Annotated in this window: 19 protein-coding genes; 13 read left to right on the top strand and 6 right to left on the bottom strand. The window is 61.2% G+C overall.

Features of this window, described 5'->3' with window-relative positions:
* Positions 1-63: 63 nt before the first annotated feature.
* Both GEOBRER4_RS10440 and GEOBRER4_RS10435 read left to right on the top strand, forming a co-directional pair.
* Complete coding sequence (locus GEOBRER4_RS10440; RefSeq protein WP_085812678.1) at positions 64-330, top strand: hypothetical protein; 267 nt, start codon at positions 64-66, stop codon at positions 328-330.
* Positions 331-481: 151 nt separating this feature from the next.
* The gene (locus tag GEOBRER4_RS10435) at positions 482-649 is read left to right on the top strand and encodes a hypothetical protein (protein ID WP_162843118.1); all 168 of its coding nucleotides are present in this window, start codon (positions 482-484) and stop codon (positions 647-649) included.
* A 13-nt stretch (positions 650-662) separates the two neighbouring features.
* Here GEOBRER4_RS10435 and GEOBRER4_RS10430 read toward each other — a convergent pair whose 3' ends face one another.
* From GEOBRER4_RS10430 to GEOBRER4_RS10415, 4 genes are all read right to left on the bottom strand, one after another.
* A complete protein-coding gene (locus tag GEOBRER4_RS10430; RefSeq protein ID WP_185242242.1) occupies positions 663-2,891 on the bottom strand; it encodes a fibronectin type III domain-containing protein in 2,229 nt (742 codons plus the stop codon).
* Between the two features lie 105 nt (positions 2,892-2,996).
* Positions 2,997-5,204: a CsgG/HfaB family protein gene (locus GEOBRER4_RS10425; protein WP_185242241.1), complete on the bottom strand. Its 2,208-nt coding sequence runs from the start codon at positions 5,202-5,204 to the stop codon at positions 2,997-2,999.
* A gap of 23 nt (positions 5,205-5,227) precedes the next feature.
* Complete coding sequence (locus GEOBRER4_RS20230) at positions 5,228-6,418, bottom strand: flagellar assembly protein T N-terminal domain-containing protein (RefSeq protein WP_185242240.1); 1,191 nt, start codon at positions 6,416-6,418, stop codon at positions 5,228-5,230.
* 346 nt (positions 6,419-6,764) lie between these two features.
* Positions 6,765-7,349, bottom strand: a complete 585-nt coding sequence (locus GEOBRER4_RS10415) for a superoxide dismutase (protein WP_085812682.1) — start codon at positions 7,347-7,349, stop codon at positions 6,765-6,767.
* Between the two features lie 348 nt (positions 7,350-7,697).
* Here GEOBRER4_RS10415 and GEOBRER4_RS10410 point away from each other — a divergent pair, with 348 nt between their 5' ends.
* The 6 genes from GEOBRER4_RS10410 to GEOBRER4_RS10385 all read left to right on the top strand — a co-directional run bounded on the left by GEOBRER4_RS10410 (position 7,698) and on the right by GEOBRER4_RS10385 (position 13,755).
* Positions 7,698-8,948 carry an efflux RND transporter periplasmic adaptor subunit gene (locus GEOBRER4_RS10410; protein ID WP_185242239.1) on the top strand — a complete coding sequence of 417 codons (1,251 nt, stop codon included), beginning with the start codon at positions 7,698-7,700 and terminating at the stop codon, positions 8,946-8,948.
* Positions 8,949-9,671 (top strand): ABC transporter ATP-binding protein, encoded by a 723-nt coding sequence (locus GEOBRER4_RS10405; protein ID WP_318842556.1) that lies wholly within the window; start codon positions 8,949-8,951, stop codon positions 9,669-9,671.
* Entirely contained in the window at positions 9,668-10,897 is a 1,230-nt protein-coding gene (locus tag GEOBRER4_RS10400) for an ABC transporter permease (protein ID WP_185242238.1), read from the top strand. Before GEOBRER4_RS10405 ends, GEOBRER4_RS10400 begins: the two co-directional genes overlap by 4 nt.
* Positions 10,898-10,930: 33 nt before the next feature.
* A complete protein-coding gene (locus GEOBRER4_RS10395; protein WP_185242237.1) occupies positions 10,931-12,418 on the top strand; it encodes a TolC family protein in 1,488 nt (495 codons plus the stop codon).
* Positions 12,419-12,591: 173 nt separating this feature from the next.
* Positions 12,592-12,849 carry a MoaD/ThiS family protein gene (locus GEOBRER4_RS10390; RefSeq protein ID WP_185242236.1) on the top strand — a complete coding sequence of 86 codons (258 nt, stop codon included), beginning with the start codon at positions 12,592-12,594 and terminating at the stop codon, positions 12,847-12,849.
* 129 nt (positions 12,850-12,978) lie between these two features.
* Positions 12,979-13,755: a tRNA threonylcarbamoyladenosine dehydratase gene (locus tag GEOBRER4_RS10385; RefSeq protein ID WP_185242235.1), complete on the top strand. Its 777-nt coding sequence runs from the start codon at positions 12,979-12,981 to the stop codon at positions 13,753-13,755.
* A gap of 12 nt (positions 13,756-13,767) precedes the next feature.
* On the opposite strand, the gene GEOBRER4_RS10380 is transcribed toward GEOBRER4_RS10385, so the two are convergent.
* The gene (locus GEOBRER4_RS10380) at positions 13,768-14,658 is read right to left on the bottom strand and encodes a DUF72 domain-containing protein (RefSeq protein ID WP_185242234.1); all 891 of its coding nucleotides are present in this window, start codon (positions 14,656-14,658) and stop codon (positions 13,768-13,770) included.
* Positions 14,659-14,688: 30 nt separating this feature from the next.
* On the opposite strand from GEOBRER4_RS10380, the gene GEOBRER4_RS10375 reads away from it, so the two are divergent.
* Positions 14,689-15,345: a methyltransferase gene (locus GEOBRER4_RS10375; protein WP_185242233.1), complete on the top strand. Its 657-nt coding sequence runs from the start codon at positions 14,689-14,691 to the stop codon at positions 15,343-15,345.
* On the opposite strand, the gene GEOBRER4_RS10370 is transcribed toward GEOBRER4_RS10375, so the two are convergent.
* A complete protein-coding gene (locus GEOBRER4_RS10370; RefSeq protein ID WP_185242232.1) occupies positions 15,342-15,677 on the bottom strand; it encodes a phage holin family protein in 336 nt (111 codons plus the stop codon). The two genes, GEOBRER4_RS10375 and GEOBRER4_RS10370, sit on opposite strands and share 4 nt — an antisense overlap.
* Before the next feature lie 332 nt (positions 15,678-16,009).
* Here GEOBRER4_RS10370 and iorA point away from each other — a divergent pair, with 332 nt between their 5' ends.
* The 4 genes from iorA (at position 16,010) to GEOBRER4_RS10350 (ending at position 20,261) form a co-directional block, all read left to right on the top strand.
* Positions 16,010-17,764: an indolepyruvate ferredoxin oxidoreductase subunit alpha gene (gene iorA, locus GEOBRER4_RS10365; RefSeq protein WP_185242231.1), complete on the top strand. Its 1,755-nt coding sequence runs from the start codon at positions 16,010-16,012 to the stop codon at positions 17,762-17,764.
* Entirely contained in the window at positions 17,761-18,342 is a 582-nt protein-coding gene (locus GEOBRER4_RS10360) for an indolepyruvate oxidoreductase subunit beta (protein ID WP_085812693.1), read from the top strand. Before iorA ends, GEOBRER4_RS10360 begins: the two co-directional genes overlap by 4 nt.
* 172 nt (positions 18,343-18,514) lie before the next feature.
* Positions 18,515-19,819, top strand: coding sequence for a phenylacetate--CoA ligase family protein (locus GEOBRER4_RS10355; protein WP_085812694.1), 1,305 nt, complete (start codon positions 18,515-18,517; stop codon positions 19,817-19,819).
* Between the two features lie 10 nt (positions 19,820-19,829).
* Positions 19,830-20,261, top strand: coding sequence for an ACT domain-containing protein (locus GEOBRER4_RS10350; RefSeq protein ID WP_185242230.1), 432 nt, complete (start codon positions 19,830-19,832; stop codon positions 20,259-20,261).
* The last annotated feature ends 33 nt before the right edge of the window (positions 20,262-20,294 follow it).

Below are 20,294 nucleotides of genomic sequence, written 5' to 3'. Positions count from 1 at the left end.
GATATATTGACAGTTGTATACAGATGAGATAGTTTGCTGCATCACACTTATTCTGGAGGAACGATGAAGAAACTCATGGCTGTTTCACTTCTGTCGACTGTTCTGCTTGCTGCATGCCAACCTGCCAACATTACCGCTGTGAAATGGGATACCGGCGAAAAGGGTGCCGGCGTCCAGACCCGCTGCGAGCGCGTCGACATGAGGGACCATTCGGAAATGCAGAGCGCGTTTGCCAAGTACGACGGCTGGAAGTTGATCTACGTCTCCGAGTATACGACCGGCAACAAAAGCGGCACCGACGGAGCTGTCTGCTTCGAGCGGGTGAAGTAGTCGGCGTCACCCTCACCCCGACCCTCTCCTTATAGGGAAGGGGGGTTATAGACTGCAAACCGACAGCATCTCGCGAAGCGGGAAGGGCGCGGACAATGCCCTCCCGCTTCGCGTCGCATGATGTTCCCTTTTTAAAAGCCAAGGAGATGCCGTGTTCGAAGACCAGTACAACGAGGAGATGGAGGCTGAGGTGAGGCGGCTGGAGGCGAAAAAAAGAGCCGCAGATGCCGGCCACCCAGAATGGGACAACGCCTGCGCACGCTGCGGCTGCGAATTGAAGGGGAGCGCGGACCAGTACTGCCAAAAGTGCCGCGGCTGACCCTGCCGGTCTTCTAGTTGAACTCCACGGACAAGACGTCCGACTTATCGCTCTCAAGCCCGTCCGAGTCCTCGGCGGAAACCCTCAGCTCGTGCGTCCCCTTGCCGACTTCCAGGACGAAGCTGGTCCCGTAGACGGGCTGCAGCTTCTGGAAAATCCCCATGAAATTCTTCCTGTAGACGATGTAGCGAACCACGTCCTTCTCGGGGCTCGGCTCCCACTGGATCAGTTTTGCGCCCCCTTGATCCTTCACGTTCAGCCCCCAGGGTGCCTTGGGCTTTGGCTTGGTGCTCCCGGTGACGGAGGTGGTGATGAGGCTCGGTATCTCGTTCTCGTCGATCCCCTTTACCGCGTAGATGTACGAGGTCCCGTGCTCGACCTCGCGGTCCTCGTAAGTGCTCTCCTTCACGGTTTTCAGCCTGGTCACCTCGTTCTGCCCAACGGCGCCCCGGTACACCTCGTATTCGATGAATTCCGGCGCGCTCTCCCAGCTGAGTGCGATTTTGCCGGCCATCCCGCTGCTTGCCTTGAGCTGTTTCGGTGCCGGCAGAAGGGGTCTGGTGGTGGCCGAGACGGTCTCGGAGGGAAGGCTTTCAGAGCCTGCCTCGTTGAAGCAGGTGAACCGGTACCAGTAGGTGGTGCCGTCACCCAGGGGCTTGGAGTCCGAGGTGAAGAGCTTGAACCCGCCTTTACCGGCTAACCCGTCGTTGTAGCTGTTCTTGTCGGCTGTCACCTCGGCCACCTTGGCGAACTCGCCATCTTTCTGGGCCGCGCGGTACAGGCGGTACCCCTTCACTTCGTCCTCGGGAGCGCCGGTCCCCTTCCAGGTGAGCACTACGCGCCTGGGCTCGTTGTTGGAGGCTGTCGGTGCCGCAGGCGCCGGCGGGCGCTGGCGGGTCGTCGCCGACACGGGATCCGACTTCGGGCTCTCCTCACCGCCGACGCTCGCCGCTATGCGGTACCAGTAGGTGCTGTCGTCCTCGAGCCCGTTGTCCTGGTAGGAGCTCGCGCTCTTTCCGCTTGCCTGCCCCACCTTCTTGAAGTTTTCGGCCGTACCGGCGGCGCGGTAGATCAGGTACCCGTCGATCCCGGGGAGGTCGCTCGGGGTCCAGGTGAGCAGGACCTTGCGGGCGCTACCGCGCGCCTTGACGTTGGCCGCCGCCTGCGCGGTCTTCGACTCCAGTACCGAGGAGAACTCGCTCTCCACGTTGTCCGGGTTGACGGAGGTGAGGGCGTAGCTGTAGGTGACCCCGTTCCTCATGTCGTTGTCCACGTAGCTGGCAGCGCCGGCGCTGACCCTGGCTATGCTGCGGAAATCGGTCTCGTCGGCGGCCTTGCGGTAGATCTGGTACCCCGCGGTGACCAGATTCCTGTCGCTGCCGGAATAGGGTCGGCTGTACCAGTTGAGACGGGCGCCGGTCAGCTCGACCTTGATGTCCATGAAGATGGGGGGGAGGGGGGCGAGGGCGGTCTTGCCAACCACAGGGTCGGAGAGCTCGCACTCTATGCCGCTCTTGCTGATGGCCTTAACCTTGTAGTAGAAGATCTCGTTCAGCTTCAGGTTCGCGTCGGTGTAGCCCGGTTTGGTGGTGGTGGCGATCTGGACGAAGGTGCCGGTAGGGCTTGTGGAGCGAAGCACCGCGTAGCCCACCACCTGGCTGGACGGGGTGGGTGCCCATTTGAGCCTGACGCTTCGGGGTGTTCCGGTCGCTGCGAGGTTTCCGGGGCAGCCGATCTTGGACTGGGTGGGGGCGGCGGTAAATCCCTTGACCTTGGCCACCACGACTTCTGCTATTTCCTGCAGTCTCTTCTGCAGTTCGAATTCGGGGATACGGAAGCTCTCGGCGTAGTAGGCGCTGCGCGAGCTGGAACCGGTCATCTGCAGGTCGATGTGGGCGATGCCGTCCACCCCCCTGCTAACCGTCCCCACGATGAAGACGTCGAAGCCCGCCTTGGTGGCGACGCTGTTGAGGGTCTCCTGCGACATGGAGGCGATGGTGGCGGCGTCCTGCAAAAGCACGCTCTCCACTTTTTTCCTCTCGACGATCTCGAAGGAATCGGTCCTCTCGATGTTGTTGAAAAGCTGCGTCGACACCGCCTCGGTGAAGGAGATGGCCTCCTCGCTCTTGGCCACCAACGGGTAGAAGGCAAGCTTAGGCTTGGTTTTGAAATCCATGGCGAGCGCAGAAGCGCCCATCAGCAGGACAAAAATCAGGCAAAGCCCCGTTATTCTACTGTGCATTGATGCCCTCACTCGTTACTTGGTGGCTCTGTCGGCTTGCTAAAAAGAGCATGGAGGGAAAGTTTCCTTTCCCTCCAGATCGTTTGCTGCGTTGAACGGTTTTCTCTATTGAGCGGCAGGCGCCGCGGCTTCGGCGACCGGCGGGGCCGGCGCGGGAGCTGCCGCAGGTGCCGGGACCGCGGCCGGTGCCGGTGCCGCAACAGCCACCGGGCGCTCGAGCACTGCCGGGTCGGGCGGGAGCTTCACCGCGACCGGTATCTTGGTCTGCGGGCTCTTCTGCCGGGACGCCTTCTCCGCGTCGGAGAGGTCGTCGATCGGCTTTTCCAGCGAGAGCGCCTTCAACTGGGCCTCTATCTCGGTCCTGGCCTTTTCGGTGATCTGGCTCGGGTTGTTCTTGATCTCCTCGGCGATGATCGCGTCCATGTAGCGCTCGACGACCATTTCCGGGTCACCCTTCGACTTCAGCGCCTCGGCGCTGTTGGAGTAGAGCACCTGCAGGTTCTGGAAGCGCGACAGTACCGCGTACCCCAGTTCGGAGATGATGGATTCCACCACCTGCTCCAGGAGTTCCGTATCGGAGGGAAGCTTCAGTTCCTTGAAGGGAATCTGCGCGAATTCAACCCCCTCGGAGTAGGTGTCGGAGACTTCCTGCTTCTTCTTCAGGGTTTTGGTGATGATGACCTCGCCTTCCTCGACGTCGATGACGCGGAAAGAGACGCTGACGTTGGCGGTCTTTTTGTGGGTCGCGACCTTGTACTTCACGATCTCCCTGATCTCTTCCTTCACGGTCTCCGCAGGCGCGGGGGGGCGGTCACGGTCCGTGGCGTTGCGGTACTTGTTCTGCCATTCGGTGAAGGCGGGGTTGGGGACGAACTTGCTGCCGACCACGGCGTTCACCATCTTCTGCCCCTCGTCCACGTTCTTCTCGACGCTGTAGTTGAGGACGCTGCCGAAGATGAAGACGTCGGTCCCTTTGAGCTTGCCCCCTTTTTTGGCGCTCTCGATGTCGTAGAGTCCCGCCTGGCCGAGCTCGATCTCCTTCAAGAGGGTGCCGAGCACGTCGCGCGCCAGGATCTTGATGTCGCCGCTCGAGTTGCGGGTGAGGTAGGAAAGGAGGTTGTCGGTGACGATGCGCCCGGCGTCCGGGGCGGTGCTGGGGCTGGTGAAGTCCATGAGCGCGATCTTCTTGACCACGCGCTGGCGCAGCTTGTCTTTGAGCCCCTGGGTCTTCTGCAGGATCTCCTTGCTCGCGGAAAGCTTCAGTGCCTTTTCCTGCCAGACAAGGGCGCTTCCTATGCGGTTGATTTCCTCGTAGGCGTCTGACCGCTCCAGCATGGCGGCGACCAGCTTGTCCTTTAGCTCCTGCACCCGGGGCTGCTTGACGGCGCCGGGGTCGAAGCTGGTGAGGGACTGGTAGCTGTTGAAGGCGTTGAAGAGGTTCTTGTGCTCCAGGTCCTGGCCGATGTTGGAAACCATCGTGGACGAGGTCTCCTTGTAGAGCCGGTCGATGCTGGCCAGGATCTCCTGGTTCGGGTTGAGCTCCCTTGCTTTTTTCATGGAGTCCAGTGCCAGGATGCATTCACCCTTGCCGGCGTAAGACTGGGCCTTTTCCAGGTAGTTCTTCGGCGTGTGGAGCCCCTTCACCTGTTCCGCCAGTGCGGCGAGGCGCTGGTTGTCGGGCTGGAACTGGAGCGCAGTGTTCAGCGCTTTCAGGGCCCCGGAGTAATCTTCCGAAGCCTGCAGGCACTCCGCCTCTTTTAGGTAGGCGGCAGCCGCCTGTTCCTTCACCTGGGGCAGTTTGGCCGAAACGTCGAGGTAGGAGGGGTAGAAGGAAGAAATCTCCGTCAGGTTCTCCACCGCCCTGGCCCAGGACTTCGCTTCCGCTGCCTTGGTGGCGGAGCCGTAGAGCTGTTCGGCCTTTTTCACCATCGCGTCCAGGTCCGACTTGATCGCGGAGGAGAGCGCCTTGGCTGACGCGTTGGACGGATCTAGCGCCAGCGCCTTGTCCACCGTGCTCAGCGCAGAGTTCAGTTTGGTGAAGTCGGCCGGCCCCGCAGCCAGTTGCGATTTCGCCCCCTCCAGCTGCTTGTTGATCAGCGAAGCCTTGGCCGCCTTGTAGCTTTCGTGGTAGGTGGCGTTCTCAGGCTCCTTGGACAGCGCATCCTCGTACATGGAAAGGGCGTCCTCGTATCGCTGCTGGTTCTGCAGCATGAGGCCGCGCTGGAAACTCTCGTTTCCCGCCGGCGGTGCGCAACCGAAGACGGCCGCGAATGCCAGTGCCAGGACTGCCTTCGTTATCAACCTATGACCCATGTTTTAACACTCCTCGTGCCAGGTTATTTCGTGTTTATCTGCAGCTCAAGGGCGTTGGCGGAAAGCGAAGTGATCTTCACCACCCCCCCGTTGAACTCCATGTTGCTCATTGTCGCGGCGAGGTCCTTCGCGCTGCCGGTTACCTCCAGGTCGAGCTTCGCAGTCTGGCCGCTGAAACCCCGCTCGTAGACGTCCTCGACCTCGTCCACCCGCTCCTTGATCAGGGCGGTGAACTCCTTGAGCTCTGCGTAGCTGAGCCCCGAGGCGACCAGCTTGACCACACCGGAGCGGGTCACGCGCCGCTTCCATCTCTCCAGGATCTGTTTCTGCAGTTTCTCGGCGCACTCGCCGGCGGCCTTCTGCAGCGCCTGGGCTCCGCCGGCTGCGGCGTTTACGTGCGGTACGGTGGCGGTCGAGGTGAAGGAGGCGAGGACTTCGCCGTTGTCGGTATTGATGGCGCGGGCGGAGACGGTGGCCTGGCAGGCCCTGAAGTTGGTGCCGGCGGCGGTGTTGCCGGCCTTGGCGTACGCCTGGCCGATGATGGCGACTTCGGCGTCGCCGGAGGAGAGGATCCTCACCGCGGCGTCGTTGGAGATGTTGGCGTAGAGTTTTCCTTCCAGTCCCTCCTGCTTCAGGTGGGAGAGGATGGTGTCGCGGTCCACGAAGTTGAATTCCTTCTGAAGCAGCTTGGTGACGATGGTGTTTTCAGCCACCCCGATGTCGCCGGAGTTCCCCCCCCACCAAAAGGAGGGCTTCTCCTGGGTCGCGTTCTGCTCGGAGAGGAGCATGACGATCCGGGGCTTACCCATCTTCTTCATCAACAGGCCGTGGCTGTCCAGCCCTTTTTCCAGCTTCACCCTGGAGACCAGGGCCTTGATCTCCACGGTGCAGACGTCGCCGTCGAAGCTCTCCCTGGAGATGGTGTACTTCTTGATGTAGCCTGCGCTCTGGGAGCAGATCTTGTCCTTGATCAGCTCGAAGTCGTTGACGACGCTTTCGGACTGCACCAGGACGCCCACGGCCTGTTCCACCGCACGGCGGAAGGCGTTTTGCAGCGCCGTCTCGCGGGCCGTGTCCCTGCGGCCGTCGACGATGTTGGCGATCCCGGTTGCCTCGATGTAGTCCTGCTGATTGGCGGAAGCTGCACACGGCAGGATCAACAGCAGCAGAAAAAGGAGGAGCTTCACTGTTTTCAAGGTGTTGACTGTGTGCATATTAGGCTCTTCTAGAAATAAATTTTTGCGACAAAACATACGATATTTGCAACTATATTTCAAGGCAATAGTGTGGATGGGTGTGATTTTTTGGTGGAAATGGCATAAGTGGCACGATTTAAATTACTGAGAGATAAAAAGGCCCCTTTTTTGTGCGGGTTTTCTTTTTATGACAGTAGATATATCGGCAGGAGAGGACTACTAGTGTAGTGGAAAAAAGCTTATGACAGTGATGCAGTTTCTGGACGGGAGATAAGGGAGAAGCAGGTGCGGCGGCATATAAGCACTGCGGAAATAAAAAAGGCCCCCCGTAAGGGAGGCCCCTTTGCGACAGGTATCTTAGAGGTCACATCTGCAGCCGCTGCTCCGCCTTGTTCCAGTCGATGTTCTGGAAAAAAGCGTTGATGTAGTCGGCGCGCTTCAGGCCGTAATCGGTCATGAAGGCATGCTCGAAGACATCCATGATCAGTATGGGAGCGCATCCGGCCGGGTGGCCTGCGTCATGCTCGTTGATCCAGAAATTGAACAGCCTGCCGTTGCTTAGGTCCTGGTACATGATGGCCCAGCCTATGCCGCGCATGGCGCCGACCGACTTGAAGTCCTGGACCCACTCGTCGAAGCCGCCGAAATCCTGGTGGATCCTGGAGGCAAGCCTGCCGTCCTGGTTGATCGGCTGGTTGCCGCCCAGGTTCTCGAAGTAGTACTCGTGCAGCCTCATGCCGTTGAACTCCCAGCCGAAGCGGCGCTTGAGCTCGGCAAACGCCGGGTCGCTTCCTTTGCCGGACTTGCGCAGCTCCGTAAGGGTCTCGTCAAGGGTGTTGGTGTTCTTCACGTACCCCTGGTAGAGGGTGAAATGGTTGTTGAGAAGTGTTTCGCTAAACCCGGGCATCCCTATCAGCCTCGAGTAATCCTTTGCCGTGAACGCCGCCATAACTCTCTCCTTTAATACGGTATTTAGCGCCAAACCCACGTTTCCTAAGTAAAAATACTGCCCTAGTTTACCCGAAGGGTTAACAGTGTCAAATAGAGCCGCGGAGAAGGATGCGCTCCAGATGAAGCTGGGATAATAATTTTCGTTGACCGCTCAGGGAAGGACCGCTAAAGTGTCGATTTGGCCCGGTTCCGGCGGCGATTGCGGCCTTAGCCTGCCTTCGTTACGTATGGATAATAGTTGCTCCGGTTCATTATTCTTGCACAATCGCCGTTTAACCTGTCCCTGGTTTCCGGTCCCTGCCGGTCAGGGGGAGGTACCGAGCGATCTCATCGAAGGGGTGTACCAGTGAAAAAAATCGTAGGCGCCGTTTTGCTGCTGCTGGTCCTGGGCGTGGCCGGCTACTTCTACTTCAAACAGCCGCCTAAACCGCAGTATAAGACGCAGAAGGTGGAGCGTGGATCGATCGTCTCGACAGTCTCGGCGACAGGGACGCTCAACGCCGTGGTGACCGTGCAGGTCGGCACCCAGGTTTCCGGCACCATCGCGAAGCTCTACGTCGATTTCAACTCCCAGGTCAAGAAGGGGCAGCCGATAGCTCAGATCGACCCGGCCCTGTTCCTCTCCGCGGTGCAGCAGTCTCGCGGCAACGCCCTGAACGCCGAGGCGAGCCTCGCCAAGGCGCGGGTGACCCTGGCCGATGCGAAGAGGACGCTGAACCGCAACAGGGCGCTTCTCTCCGAGGGGATCATAGCGCAAAGCGATCTGGACGCGGCCCAGACCGCCTACGACGCGGCGCTCGCCGGGGTGCGCGGCGCAGAGGCGGTGCTCTTGCAGACCCGGGGCGCCCTGAAGCAGGCTGAGACCAACCTCAACTATTCCACCATAAAGTCGCCGGTAGACGGCATCGTCGTTTCCCGCAACGTGGACGTGGGGCAGACGGTCGCGGCCTCCTTTCAGACCCCGACCCTCTTTACTATCGCGCAGGATCTGACCAAGATGCAGATCGACACCAGCATCGACGAGTCTGACATAAGCCGCCTGAAGGTGGGGCAGAAGGCGGAGTTCACCGTGGACGCCTATCCGGAGCAGACCTTCCAGGGGGAAGTGGTGCAGATCAGGAACGCACCGGTTGTCACCCAGAACGTCGTCACCTACGTCGCGGTAATAGGCGTCGACAACCGGCAGCTCCTTTTGAAGCCCGGGATGACGGCAAACGTCTCAGTGCAGACGATGAGAAAGGACGACCTGCTCAAGGTCCCAAGCGCTGCGCTCAGGTTCAAGCCCAAGGCGGAGAAGGGGAAAGACAAGGAGAACGGGAAGGGCGCCGGCATGCCGGCGGGCGCGCCGAAGGGGAGCGTCAGGATGCAGGGAGAGGGTAGGAGCGCCGCCGCCAACGGCTCGAAGCAGACCGTCTACCTGCTGAAGGGGGAGGGGAAACCCGTCCCCGTCGCCATCACCACCGGGATCAGCGACGGCGCGTCGGTCGAGGTGGTAAGCGGGGCCTTGAAGGAAGGGGACGACGTCATCCTTGAGCAGGTGAGCCAGGAGAAGAAGAAAAGCGGCATGGGCGGCGGCCCGATGGGACCGAGGTTCTAGATGGAAGAAGTGGTACGTCTCATAGACGTCGCCAAGGTCTACACCATGGGCGAGGAACGGGTCGAGGCCATGAAAGGGGTCTCCTTCGCCGTCAGCCGCGGCGAGTTCGTCTCCATCATGGGTGCCTCGGGGAGCGGCAAGTCCACCTGCATGAACATCCTCGGCTGCCTTGACGTCCCTACTCGCGGCCAATACCTCCTGGACGGAACGGACGTGGGGAGGCTCTCACCCGACGCTCTCGCCGAGGTGCGCAACAAGAAGCTCGGCTTCGTGTTCCAGGGGTTCAACCTCCTGGCCCGGACCACGGCGCGGGAAAACGTCGAGCTTCCGCTGGTCTACTCCCACGTCCCCGCTTCCGAACGCCGGACCCGCGCACACGAGGCGCTGGAGCGGGTGGGGCTTGCCGGGCGCGAGGGGCACTACTCGAACCAGCTCTCCGGCGGCCAGCAGCAGCGCGTCGCCATAGCCAGGGCCCTCGTCAACAACCCTTCCATTATCCTCGCCGACGAGCCGACCGGGAACCTGGATTCCAGGACCACGGTGGAGATCATGTCCATCTTCCAGGAGCTGAACCGGCAGGGGATCACCATCATCATGGTCACCCACGAACCGGACGTGGCCGAATTCACCGGGAGGCACATCATCTTCCGCGACGGCCTGATCATTTCCGATACCCCGCATGAAGCGAAGAGTGCGACGTTGCCGGGGGAGGTGAACCCATGAGCTCCCTCTACCAGAGTTTCCTGATCGCGGTGCGCGCGCTGCGGGTGAACAAGATGCGGGCGCTGTTGACCATGCTCGGCATCATAATCGGCATCGCCGCGGTCATCGCCATGGTCGCCATAGGCGCAGGGGCGAGCAAGATGATCTCCGACCAGATCTCCAGCATCGGCTCGAACCTGCTCCTGGTGCTTCCCGGCTCCACCACAAGCGGGGGGCTTCGCTCCGGCGCCGGGGGCAACCAGACCCTCACCTATGACGACGCCATGGCGATCAAGGCGGAATGCCCATCGGTCGGGGCCGTGGCGCCCCAGGTGCGTGGCTCGGGGCAGGTGGTTTACGGCAACCAGAACTGGTCCACCGTTGTCTACGGAGCGACGCCCGAGGTGATCCAGGTGCGGGACTGGACCATCGTCGCCGGGCGCAACATCACCCAGTCCGACGTGGACGGCGCCACCAAGAACTGCCTCATCGGCCAGACCGTTGCGGAAAACCTCTTCGGCGCGGCGGACCCCATCGGGAAGATCATCAGGATCAAGAAGATACCGTTCACTGTGGTGGGACTTCTGGGTGAAAAAGGGCAATCCCCCCAGGGGCAGGACCAGGACGACGTCATCTACGTGCCGATCAGGACCGCGCAGCGAAAGCTTCTGGGGAGCCAGTTCCCCAACGTGGTCGGCTCCATCATGGTGCAGGCCAAAAGCGGGGACGTGCTGGACCAGGCCGAGGAGGAGGTGACGGCGCTTTTGAACCAGAGGCACCGCATCGGCCCCAGCCGCGAGGTTGACTTCACCATCAGGAACCTCTCCGAGCTTCTCGCGCTCACCGCCCAGTCGTCCAAGGTCATGTCGATCCTCCTGGGCGCGGTTGCTTCCATCTCGCTAGTGGTAGGCGGCATCGGCATCATGAACATCATGCTGGTCTCGGTCACCGAAAGGACCCGGGAGATCGGGATCCGCATCGCCATCGGCGCCAAGAGGCGCGACATACTGCTGCAGTTTCTGACCGAGGCGGTGCTCCTTACCACCTGCGGCGGCATCATCGGGATGCTGCTCGGTGTGGCGGGGGCGCGGCTGGTAGCCTCGCTGGTGGGGTGGCCCACGCTGGTATCGGTCAACACCATCATCATCGCCTTCGCCTTTTCCGCCGGGGTGGGGGTCTTCTTCGGGTTCTACCCGGCCAGGAAGGCGTCCTCCCTGAACCCGATAGAAGCGCTGAGATACGAGTAAAAAGTTAAACCGCAGCCTGAAAGGATCCAAGCCATGAAGAGAACCGCCAAAACGACCGCCGCTGCCGCACTTTGCCTGCTGTTTGGCGTGGCCGCCTCCGGGTTTGCCCAGGAGCCCACGGTCAACCTGACGCTGAAAGATGCCATCAGGCTCGGCTTCGAAAGAAACCTCGATCTCAAGGTCGAACTTTACAATCCCGCCATGGCCGAGGCCGACATACGCCGCAGCCTGGGCATTTACGACCCGCTTCTCACCCTGGGCGCCGACTACAACCGCACCAACAGCAACAGCACCCTTACTTTCCGGCCCCAGGCGATCGACCAGGCCACGGTCAACGCCGGGGTGAGCCAGCTTCTCCCCACCGGAACCATCGTCGGTTTGACCGGCGAAAGCGGCTGGGTCGACAGCTCTTTCAACAGGTACTACTCCAACGGGGTCTCCCTGACGCTCAACCAACCTTTGCTGAGAAATTTCGGCCAGGAGGCGACCGAGCTCAACATCAACGTCTCGCGCGTCGCCAAGGAGGAGTCGATCGAGAGGTTCAAGACCCGGTTGAGCGACACGGTTGCCCAGATACGCAGCGACTACTTCAAGCTCTACAACCTGCGCGAGGTGCTGGTGGTGAAGAGGACCTCGCTTGCACTGGCACAGCGCATACTCGCAGATACCCAGGGGCGCGTGAAAGCCGGGGTCCTTCCGGCCATGGAGATCCTTAACGCCGAGTTCCAGGTGGCGACGCGGGAGAAGGAAGTGATAGACGCGGAAAGGGGGGTCAGGGACCAGATGGACGTGCTGAGGACGACCCTGCAGCTCGACCCCGGCACCGAGATCCTCATCGCCGACCCGCCGACCCGCGACCTTTACCAGGTGGCCGAAGACGCCGCCCTGACCACGGCGCTCGTCAATCGCCCCGAAATCGTCCAGCAGCGGGCCGTGGTGCGCATCAACGACCTGCAGCAGCGCGTGGCGCGGAACCAGACCCTTCCCGATCTCTCCCTGAATGCCAACGTCGGGGTGGGGGGATTCGACCCCCGCTTCCTGCGTGGCCTGGAGAAGACCGCCACCCTAGGAGACCCGAGCTGGGGGATCGGCCTTCAGTTCAGCTACCCGCTTGGTAACCGCGCCGCGGAGAACAGCTACATCAGGAGCAAGCTTTCGCTGGAGCAGGCCACGGCGCAGCTGCAGAGCCTCGAGGTGGGGGTGACGAGGGACGTCAAGGCGGCGATCAGGCAGGTCGCGGCGAACTACAAGCAGATCGAGGTCACCAACCGGGGGAGGGCCTACGCCGAGGACAGGCTGCGAGCCTTCGAGAAGCGGCAGGCCGTTGGGTTAGCCACCACCAAGGACGTCTTCGACGTGGAGAACGACCTGGTCACCGCCAAGGGGAACGAGATCCAGGCCCTGGTAGACTACAACAACTCCATCACCCAGCTTTGGCGGGTGACTGGGGAGATCCTGGAGCGCCAGGGGATCCGCGTCACCGACAAGCAGGCCGACCCTCTCTACGACAGGCTGAAGTAGCGAAAGAGGTTTCTGTCATAGATTCCGACGGCCGGGATGCCTGTTGTCTTCACCTGGCCGTCGCCCACTAGCACGGGCTTTCCGCTTCTTTTTTAAAAGCAGCGCCGCCGTTTGCCTCCCGCGCAATCCACGCTACAATTAGCCATCGCTCACCCTGTAAGGCGGAGGTGGTTATGCCGGTATTGCGCTATGAGCATGTACACCAGATCAAGTTCACAGCCGTCGGCGCCAGAACCATCGGTGACCTGATCCAGAACTTCGAGGAGAACCTGGCGCTGTTCAAGCGCTGGGAGGAGAAGGGGATCAAGCTCGACCCGCACGGCGTCGGGAGCAGTTACGCCATCTTCTACACCCACGACGAGCAGGTGGCGCGCGAAGAGGGTTTTGAAAGGATCCGCACCGAGTCCGGGAATCCCTTGCCGCGCCGCTGAGCCGGGCGCCTTTTATAATGAAAGTTTCGCTTCCAACTTTCGTCCCACCTATGCCATACTTTGCCAGTTCGCGTGCCCCGCAACAGGGGCCGTCAGATCAAATACGCAAGCGTCAAGGGCAAAGTAAACATGTCGAATCTGCACCGTTTTTCCCGCACCGAACTCCTCATCGGCCCTGAGGGCCTCAACAAGTTAGCTCAATCCACCGTCGCCATCTTCGGGCTGGGCGGGGTAGGGAGTTACGCCGCCGAGGCCCTCTGCCGCGCCGGCGTCGGCCGCCTGGTCATCGTCGATTTCGACGACATCTGCCTCACCAACGTGAACCGGCAGCTGCACGCCATGGACGGCACCGTCGGCAAGGCGAAGGCCCAGGTCATGGCCGAGCGGATGCGCCAGATCAACCCCAAGGCTGAGATAGTTCCCTACCAGGATTTCTATTCCGCCGAGAACAGCGAGTTCCTTCTCGCCGACGGCTACGATTACGTCGTCGACGCCATCGACCATATCACCAGCAAGCTGCACCTGATCCGTACCTGCCGGGAGCGCAACATCCCGATCATTTCCAGCATGGGGGCTGCGGCGAAGCTCGACCCCACGAAGATTGGGGTGGCCGACATCTCCCAGACCAACAAGTGCCGCATGGCGCGGTCGGTCAGGAAGCTGTTGAAGAAGCAGGGGATCGAGACCGGCGTGAAGGTGGTTTTCTCCACCGAGGAGTACCGCGAGCAGCAGGTAAAAGACGGCGGCTGCAAGGGTAACTGCATCTGCCCCAACAAGGACGACCAGAAGTTCTCCTGCGAGCATCGCCGCGTCATCCTGGGGAGCGTCTCCTTCATCCCCTCCATTTTCGGGCTCACGATGGCGGGGGTGGTGGTGAATGACCTTTTGGCGGGAACTTCCAGCTAGCTCTCCTTACGCTCAACTTCCGCACAACTCCCTCATCCTCAGCGCGTTTTTGACGGCGCAGCCGCAGCGGCAGTTGTTGAACATGACGAAGGTGAGCCTCGCCTTCGCGCTCAGACGCCTGGCCTCCGCTGCTATCATCCTCAGTTCGGGCTCGGTATAGAGATAGTCGTCCGCAGCCGTGGCGCGCAGCTGCCAATCCTCTGCGCTTCGCCCGTGCAGCCTCAGGTAGGCGACCGACGTCGTGGCCTCGGGACGGAAGGGGGCTGTGGCCAGGGTCCCCAACTGCGGCTCGTCACAGGTAATGTAGGTGATCTTGTGCTCCCGCAAAAAGCCGAATAGCTCCTCCCGGTTGCGGCTGGTAAGCCAACTGCCGTGCCGGAACTCCGCCGCTATCGGGTGCCCCGCCATCAACTCCCTGCAGTAGAGGAGATACTCCCTGTTTTCCTTCTTGTAGCCGAACCAGGGGGGGAACTGGAAGATGATGAAGCCGAGCTTGCCGACTTCCTTGAGCGGGACGAGCGCCTCGGTCATGGCCTTTGCCATCGCCCTTAGCGCCGCCGGGTCGGAGACATGCACGTCCTCCCGGTCACGATCCTCGGCCGGAAGCATCCGGTGCAGCTCCTCGGGGAGCCTTCCCGGATCTACGTTGTGGCCGGTGAGGGCACCGTAGGCCTTGACGTGGAAGAGGAACTGTTCCGGGGTCCGTTCGGCCCAGGCATGGGCCATATCGACCGTGGGAATCTGGTAGTAGCTGCTCTCTATCTCTACCGTGTCGAACCGGCTGGCGTAGAATTTGAGGCGCGCCTTCGGCGTGCTGGCGCCGCGTGGATAAAAGGCGCCCCCCTCGACGAGGCTTTTCTCCGTCCAGGAACAGGTCCCTATGCGGATGCGGCCTGGGGACATGCGATGCACCTCCGGGAAATAAAGGAACCAATGGACCGATCATCCAAAAACCGCCTGACCCCGCACCTTTTGCCGCGATTTGCCGGCGACACACTCTTCGACCGCATCGCCCGCGCAGTTTGCCGCGCCGGTTGCCTTCCCCGAAAGGAGCTCTACGAGGCGTGGGAAGTGGCCAGGCGGGTGCACCGCCGCTTTAAAGGGGGGAGGGTGGTGGACCTCGCCGCCGGGCACGGGCTTCTCGCCCAGATCCTGCTTATCCTCGACCGCGACCTGAACGGAGCTTTGGCCGTCGATCTGCGCCTGCCCCCAAGCGCCGAACTCTTGTCCCGCGAACTTCAGGTCGACTGGCCGCACCTGGCAGGGAAGCTGAGCTTCAAGGAACAGGACCTGAATCATCTCACCCTCGGCCCCGACGACCTGGTGGTCTCCGCCCACGCCTGCGGCTCCTTGACCGATCTGGTGTTGGACCGGGCCGTTTCCGCCAGGTGCCGGGTCGCAGTGCTTCCCTGCTGCCACGACCTGGATGTGGCCGACCAGGGAGGATTGCAGGGGTGGCTCGATGGACCGCTTGCCGTCGACGTCACCAGGGCGGCCGGTCTGCGCGCCCGCGGGTACCGGGTCTACACCCAGACCATCCCCGGCGACATCACGCCGAAAAACCGCCTGCTGATGGGGGAGCCGCTCTAGAAAAAGATGATGTCAAGGATGTAGTTGACGACAGCCAGCACCAGGCCGAACAGAAGCGCCCACCAGAACCCCCTGACCATGAAACCGGGGACGATGGCCGCGACCAGCATTATCATCAGCGCGTTGATGACCAGAGTGAAAAGGCCGAGTGTAAGGATGTTTATGGGGAGCGTCAGCAGCAACAGCAATGGCTTGATGAAGATGTTGACCAGGCCCAGCACCAAGGCGGTGACGAGCGCCGCGAAAAACCCCGAGATAGCGACCCCGGGAAGCAGATAGGCGGTGATGCCGATGGCGAGCGCGTTCACCAACCACTTTATCAGCAGTGTCATGATGGTCCTCCTGTCCAGATAGATCTGTATGAACCCGTAATTTCAAACTCCGCAAGTGTACCAAATATTGATCAGCCACCAAACAACTCTCAATAAACTGCGCCTTTCGTTTGACCACGCCAAAACATTGTTCACTCTTGCCGCAAACAGGACTTGAGACTACCTCCAAAAGATAATGAAAAGAGAAGGTAGCAGCATCTAATGATGATGCAAACCTGCGAAAATATTCATTTTAACTGTTAACGGCTACCTATAAAGCAGTTGACAGTTCCCCCAATACTCTAGTATATTTCGCCGACCCACTTTATTAACCCTATGAGGTATCGATCCGCATGAAGGAAATACTTTCCGGCAACGAAGCCATTGCCAGGGGTGCTTACGAGGCAGGGGTGAAAGTTGCCTGTGCTTACCCTGGCACCCCTTCCACAGAGATCCTGGAAAACACGACCCGTTACCAGGAGATAGACTCTTCCTGGGCCACCAACGAAAAGGTCGCGCTGGAGGTCGGCATCGGCGCCTCTTTCGTCGGCGCCCGCTCCCTGGTCACCATGAAGCACGTCGGCGTCAACGTCGCCGCCGACCCGCTGTTCACCCTTTCCTACACCGGCGTCAACGGCGGGCTCTTGCTGATCTGCGCCGACGATCCTGAGCTACATTCCTCCCAGAACGAGCAGGATAGCCGCAACTACGCGAAGTTCGCCAAGATCCCGATGTTGGAACCGGCGGACTCGCAGGAATGCCTCGAGTTCACCAAGCTCGCTTACGAGATCTCCGAGCGCCACGACACCCCGGTCATGCTCCGCACCACCACCCGCATCTCGCACAGCAAGTCCGTTGTGACGCTGGGCGAGAGGGTCGCCACGGTCGCCGAGCCTAAGCTCGCCAGAAACGCCGCCAAGTTCGTCATGCTCCCGGGGAACGCCCGCGGGCGTCACTACGTCGTCGAGGACCGGATCACCACGCTCTCCAAAGAAGGGTGCAGCATGCCCATCAACAGGATGGAGCTGCGCGACAAGAAGATCGGGGTCATCACCGCCGGGATCAGCTACCAGCACGTGCGCGAGGCGCTCCCCGAGGCGTCCGTTTTGAAGCTCGGCATGGTGCACCCGCTTCCTTTCGACCTGATCCGCGAGTTCGCCTCCAAGGTGGACAAACTCTACGTGGTCGAGGAGCTCGACGCCTTCATCGAGGACCAGGTGAAAGCGATCGGCATCCCGGTGACCGGCAAGGAGATCATCTCCCTTTGCGGCGAGCTGACCCCGGGCCGCGTCAGGAAGGCCTTCGGCCTCCCCGAGAACGCGCAGGGAACCGCGGAGAAGCTTCCGGGGCGCCCCCCCAACATGTGCCCGGGGTGCCCGCACCGCGGCGTGTTCTACACCTTGAAACAGCTGAACGCCTACGTCTCAGGCGATATCGGCTGCTATACCCTGGGCTTCATGCCGCCTCTCTCCGCCATGGACACCTGCGTCTGCATGGGCGCCTCCATCGGCATGGCTACCGGCGCTGCCAAGGTGCTCTCCCCTGAGGAGAGGAAGAAGGTGGTGGCGGTCATCGGCGACTCGACCTTCCTGCACACCGGCGTCAACGGCCTCATGGACATGGTCTACAACAAGGGTGCCGCGACGGTCATCATCCTGGACAACAGGATCACCGCCATGACCGGGCGCCAGGAGAACCCCGGCTCCGGCCATACCCTGATGAACGAGCCGACCAACGCCATCGATTTCCCGATGCTTTGCAAGGCGATCGGCGTGAAGAACATCCGCACCATCAACCCGCTGGACCTGGACGAGTGCCGGAAGGTGATCTCGGAAGAGATGGAGCGTCCCGAGACCTCGGTCATCATCACCGACAAGCCGTGCGTCCTCATCAAGAAGGAAGGGGTATTCACCCCGGGCAAGCCCCTTGCCGTCGTCGAGGATAGCTGCACCGGCTGCCGCGCCTGCTTGAAGATCGGCTGCCCGGCCATCGAGTGGGTCCCCTCAAGCGGCAAGAAGGGGAAGGCCAAGATCGATCCGCTTTTGTGCAACGGTTGCGACGTCTGCAGGCAGCTGTGCAAGTTCTCTGCGATTCAGGAGGCGAAATGAGCGACAAGATAACCAACATCCTCCTGGTGGGCGTGGGCGGCCAGGGCATCCTGCTCGCCGCAGAGATCCTTTCCGAGACCTTCATGCTGGCGGGATTCGACGTCAAAAAGAGCGAGATCCACGGCATGTCCCAGAGGGGAGGCTCCGTCGTCTCCCACGTGCGCTACGGCAAAGAAGTATTCTCCCCGATGGTTCCGGAAGGGGAGGGGGACATCCTCTTCGGCTTCGAGCTGATGGAGAGCTACCGTTACCTGCCGCTCTTGAAGCCCGGCGGCACCGTCATAGTCAACGACCTCTGCATAGCTCCCCCCGCGGTGCTCTTGGGCCAGGAGCCGTACCCGGAGGGGCTCGAGCTTAAGATCCAGGAGCTCTGCCCCGATTGCCTGCTGGTCGACGGGCAGAACTTGGCGATTCAGGCCGGCAACGCGCGCGCCGCGAACACCGTGCTTCTTGGCGCCGTATCCAAGCGGCTCGACATCGAAGAGAAGTTCTGGCTCGAGGCGATCGAGAAGATGGTGCCCAAGAAGGCGCTGGCCGTGAACTTGAAGGCGTTCGCCCTTGGCCGTTCGCTGGGGTAGAAACAAAGGCAAAAGCATCAACACAGAGGTTACAGGGATGCACAGAGGTCTCAGGGGAACTTCAAAAAGATTCTTGGTTTAACCATTACTCTTTTCAGGTTTTTCTCTGCGGCCTCAGTGAGCCTCCGGGACCTCTGTGTTGAGCTTCAGGTTTTGAATTAAGGAGTCAGCTATGTTCTTCAACGAGGAGTTCGAGACGCTTCCCAGGGAGGCTATCGAGGCACTGCAGCTCAAAAGGCTCAAGTCGATGGTGGCGCGCGTGCAGCAGAACGTCCCCTTCTACAAGGAGTCGCTTGCCAAGGCTGGGATCAGCGCCGATTCCATCAAGTCCCTGGCTGACCTGGCCCGGCTCCCATTCACCTACAAGCAGGACATGCGCGACTCCTACCCGTACCGCCTCTTCGCGGTACCGATGGAGGACATCGTCCGCATCCACGCCTCTTCCGGCACCACGGGAAAACCGACCGTGGTCGGCTATACCCAAAAGGACATCGACACCTGGAGCGAGCTCATGGCGCGCTCCTTCGTGGCGGCCGGCGTCCACAAGGGCGACATCATCCACAACTCCTATGGCTACGGCCTCTTCACCGGCGGGCTGGGCGCGCACTACGGCGCCGAGAGGCTCGGCGCTTCTGTCATCCCGATGTCCGGTGGTAACACCAAGAAGCAGATCATGATCATGCAGGACTTCGGCTCCACCGTCCTCACCTGCACCCCCTCGTACTCTCTCTTCATGGCGGAGGCCGCGAAGGAAGAGGGGATCGACTTCCGCGACCTGAAGCTCAGGGTCGGCATCTTCGGGGCCGAGCCCTGGTCCGAGGCGATGCGCCGCGACATCGAGGAGAAGCTGAACCTCTCCGCGGTCGACATCTACGGCCTCTCGGAAATCATGGGACCCGGCGTCGCCATCGAGTGCTGCGAGGCGAAGCAGGGGCTCCACGTCTGGGAAGACCACTTCATCCCCGAGATCATCAACCCCGAGACCGGCGAAGTCCTTCCCGCCGGCGAAAAAGGGGAGCTCGTCATCACCACCATCACCAAGGAAGGGATCCCGCTGATCCGCTACCGGACCCGCGACATCACCTCCATCACCTACGAGCCCTGCGTCTGCGGCAGGACCCACGCCCGCATCGCCCGCATGAGCGGCAGAAGCGACGACATGCTGATCATCCGCGGCGTCAACGTCTTCCCGTCGCAGATCGAGGCGATCCTCATGGGGGTCGAAGGGGTCGAGCCGCATTATGTCCTCATCGTGGAAAGAAAGGACAACCTCGACACCCTCGAGGTGCAGGTCGAGGTGGGCGAGGACATCTTCTCCGACGAGATCAAGCACCTCCAGGCGCTCTCGACCAAGATCGAGAAGCAGATCAAGGAGATGCTCGGGGTCACCTGCCGCGTCAGGCTCGTGGAGCCCAAGAGCATCACCCGCAGCGAAGGCAAAGCCAAGAGGGTCATCGACAACAGGAACAAAGCCTAAGGGGGATACCATGCACGTAGAACAGATCTCCATATTCATCGAAAACAAGTTCGGACGTCTGGCCGAAGTGACCCGCATCCTGGGCGAGGCCGGCGTCAACATCCGCACGCTCTCCCTGGCGGACACCTCCGATTTCGGGATTCTGCGCCTCATCGTGAACGACGCCGAGAAGGCGAAGTCGGTGCTGAAGGACCGCGGCTTCACGGTGAGCAAGACCGAGGTGGTAGCAGTCGAGATCCCCGACCGCCCCGGCGGGCTCGCCGACATCCTCCAGGTGCTGGACGCCTCCGGGATCAACGTCGAGTACATGTACGCCTTCGTCGAGCGCTGCGGCGAGAACGCCGTGATGATCTTCCGCTTCGACGAAACGCAGAAGGCGATCGAGGCGCTCACCGCCAAGAGCTTCAACGTCCTCCCCGGCGAGCGGCTCTATAGCATGTAGTGGATTCCCCCAAGGGGTAAGGTAAATCCCCCT

This window comes from Citrifermentans bremense (assembly GCF_014218275.1).
GTDB classification, from domain to species: Bacteria; Desulfobacterota; Desulfuromonadia; order Geobacterales; family Geobacteraceae; genus Geomonas; species Geomonas pelophila.
Note: the sequence above shows the minus strand (reverse complement) of the source record. Positions and strands in the feature narration are given on the sequence as shown.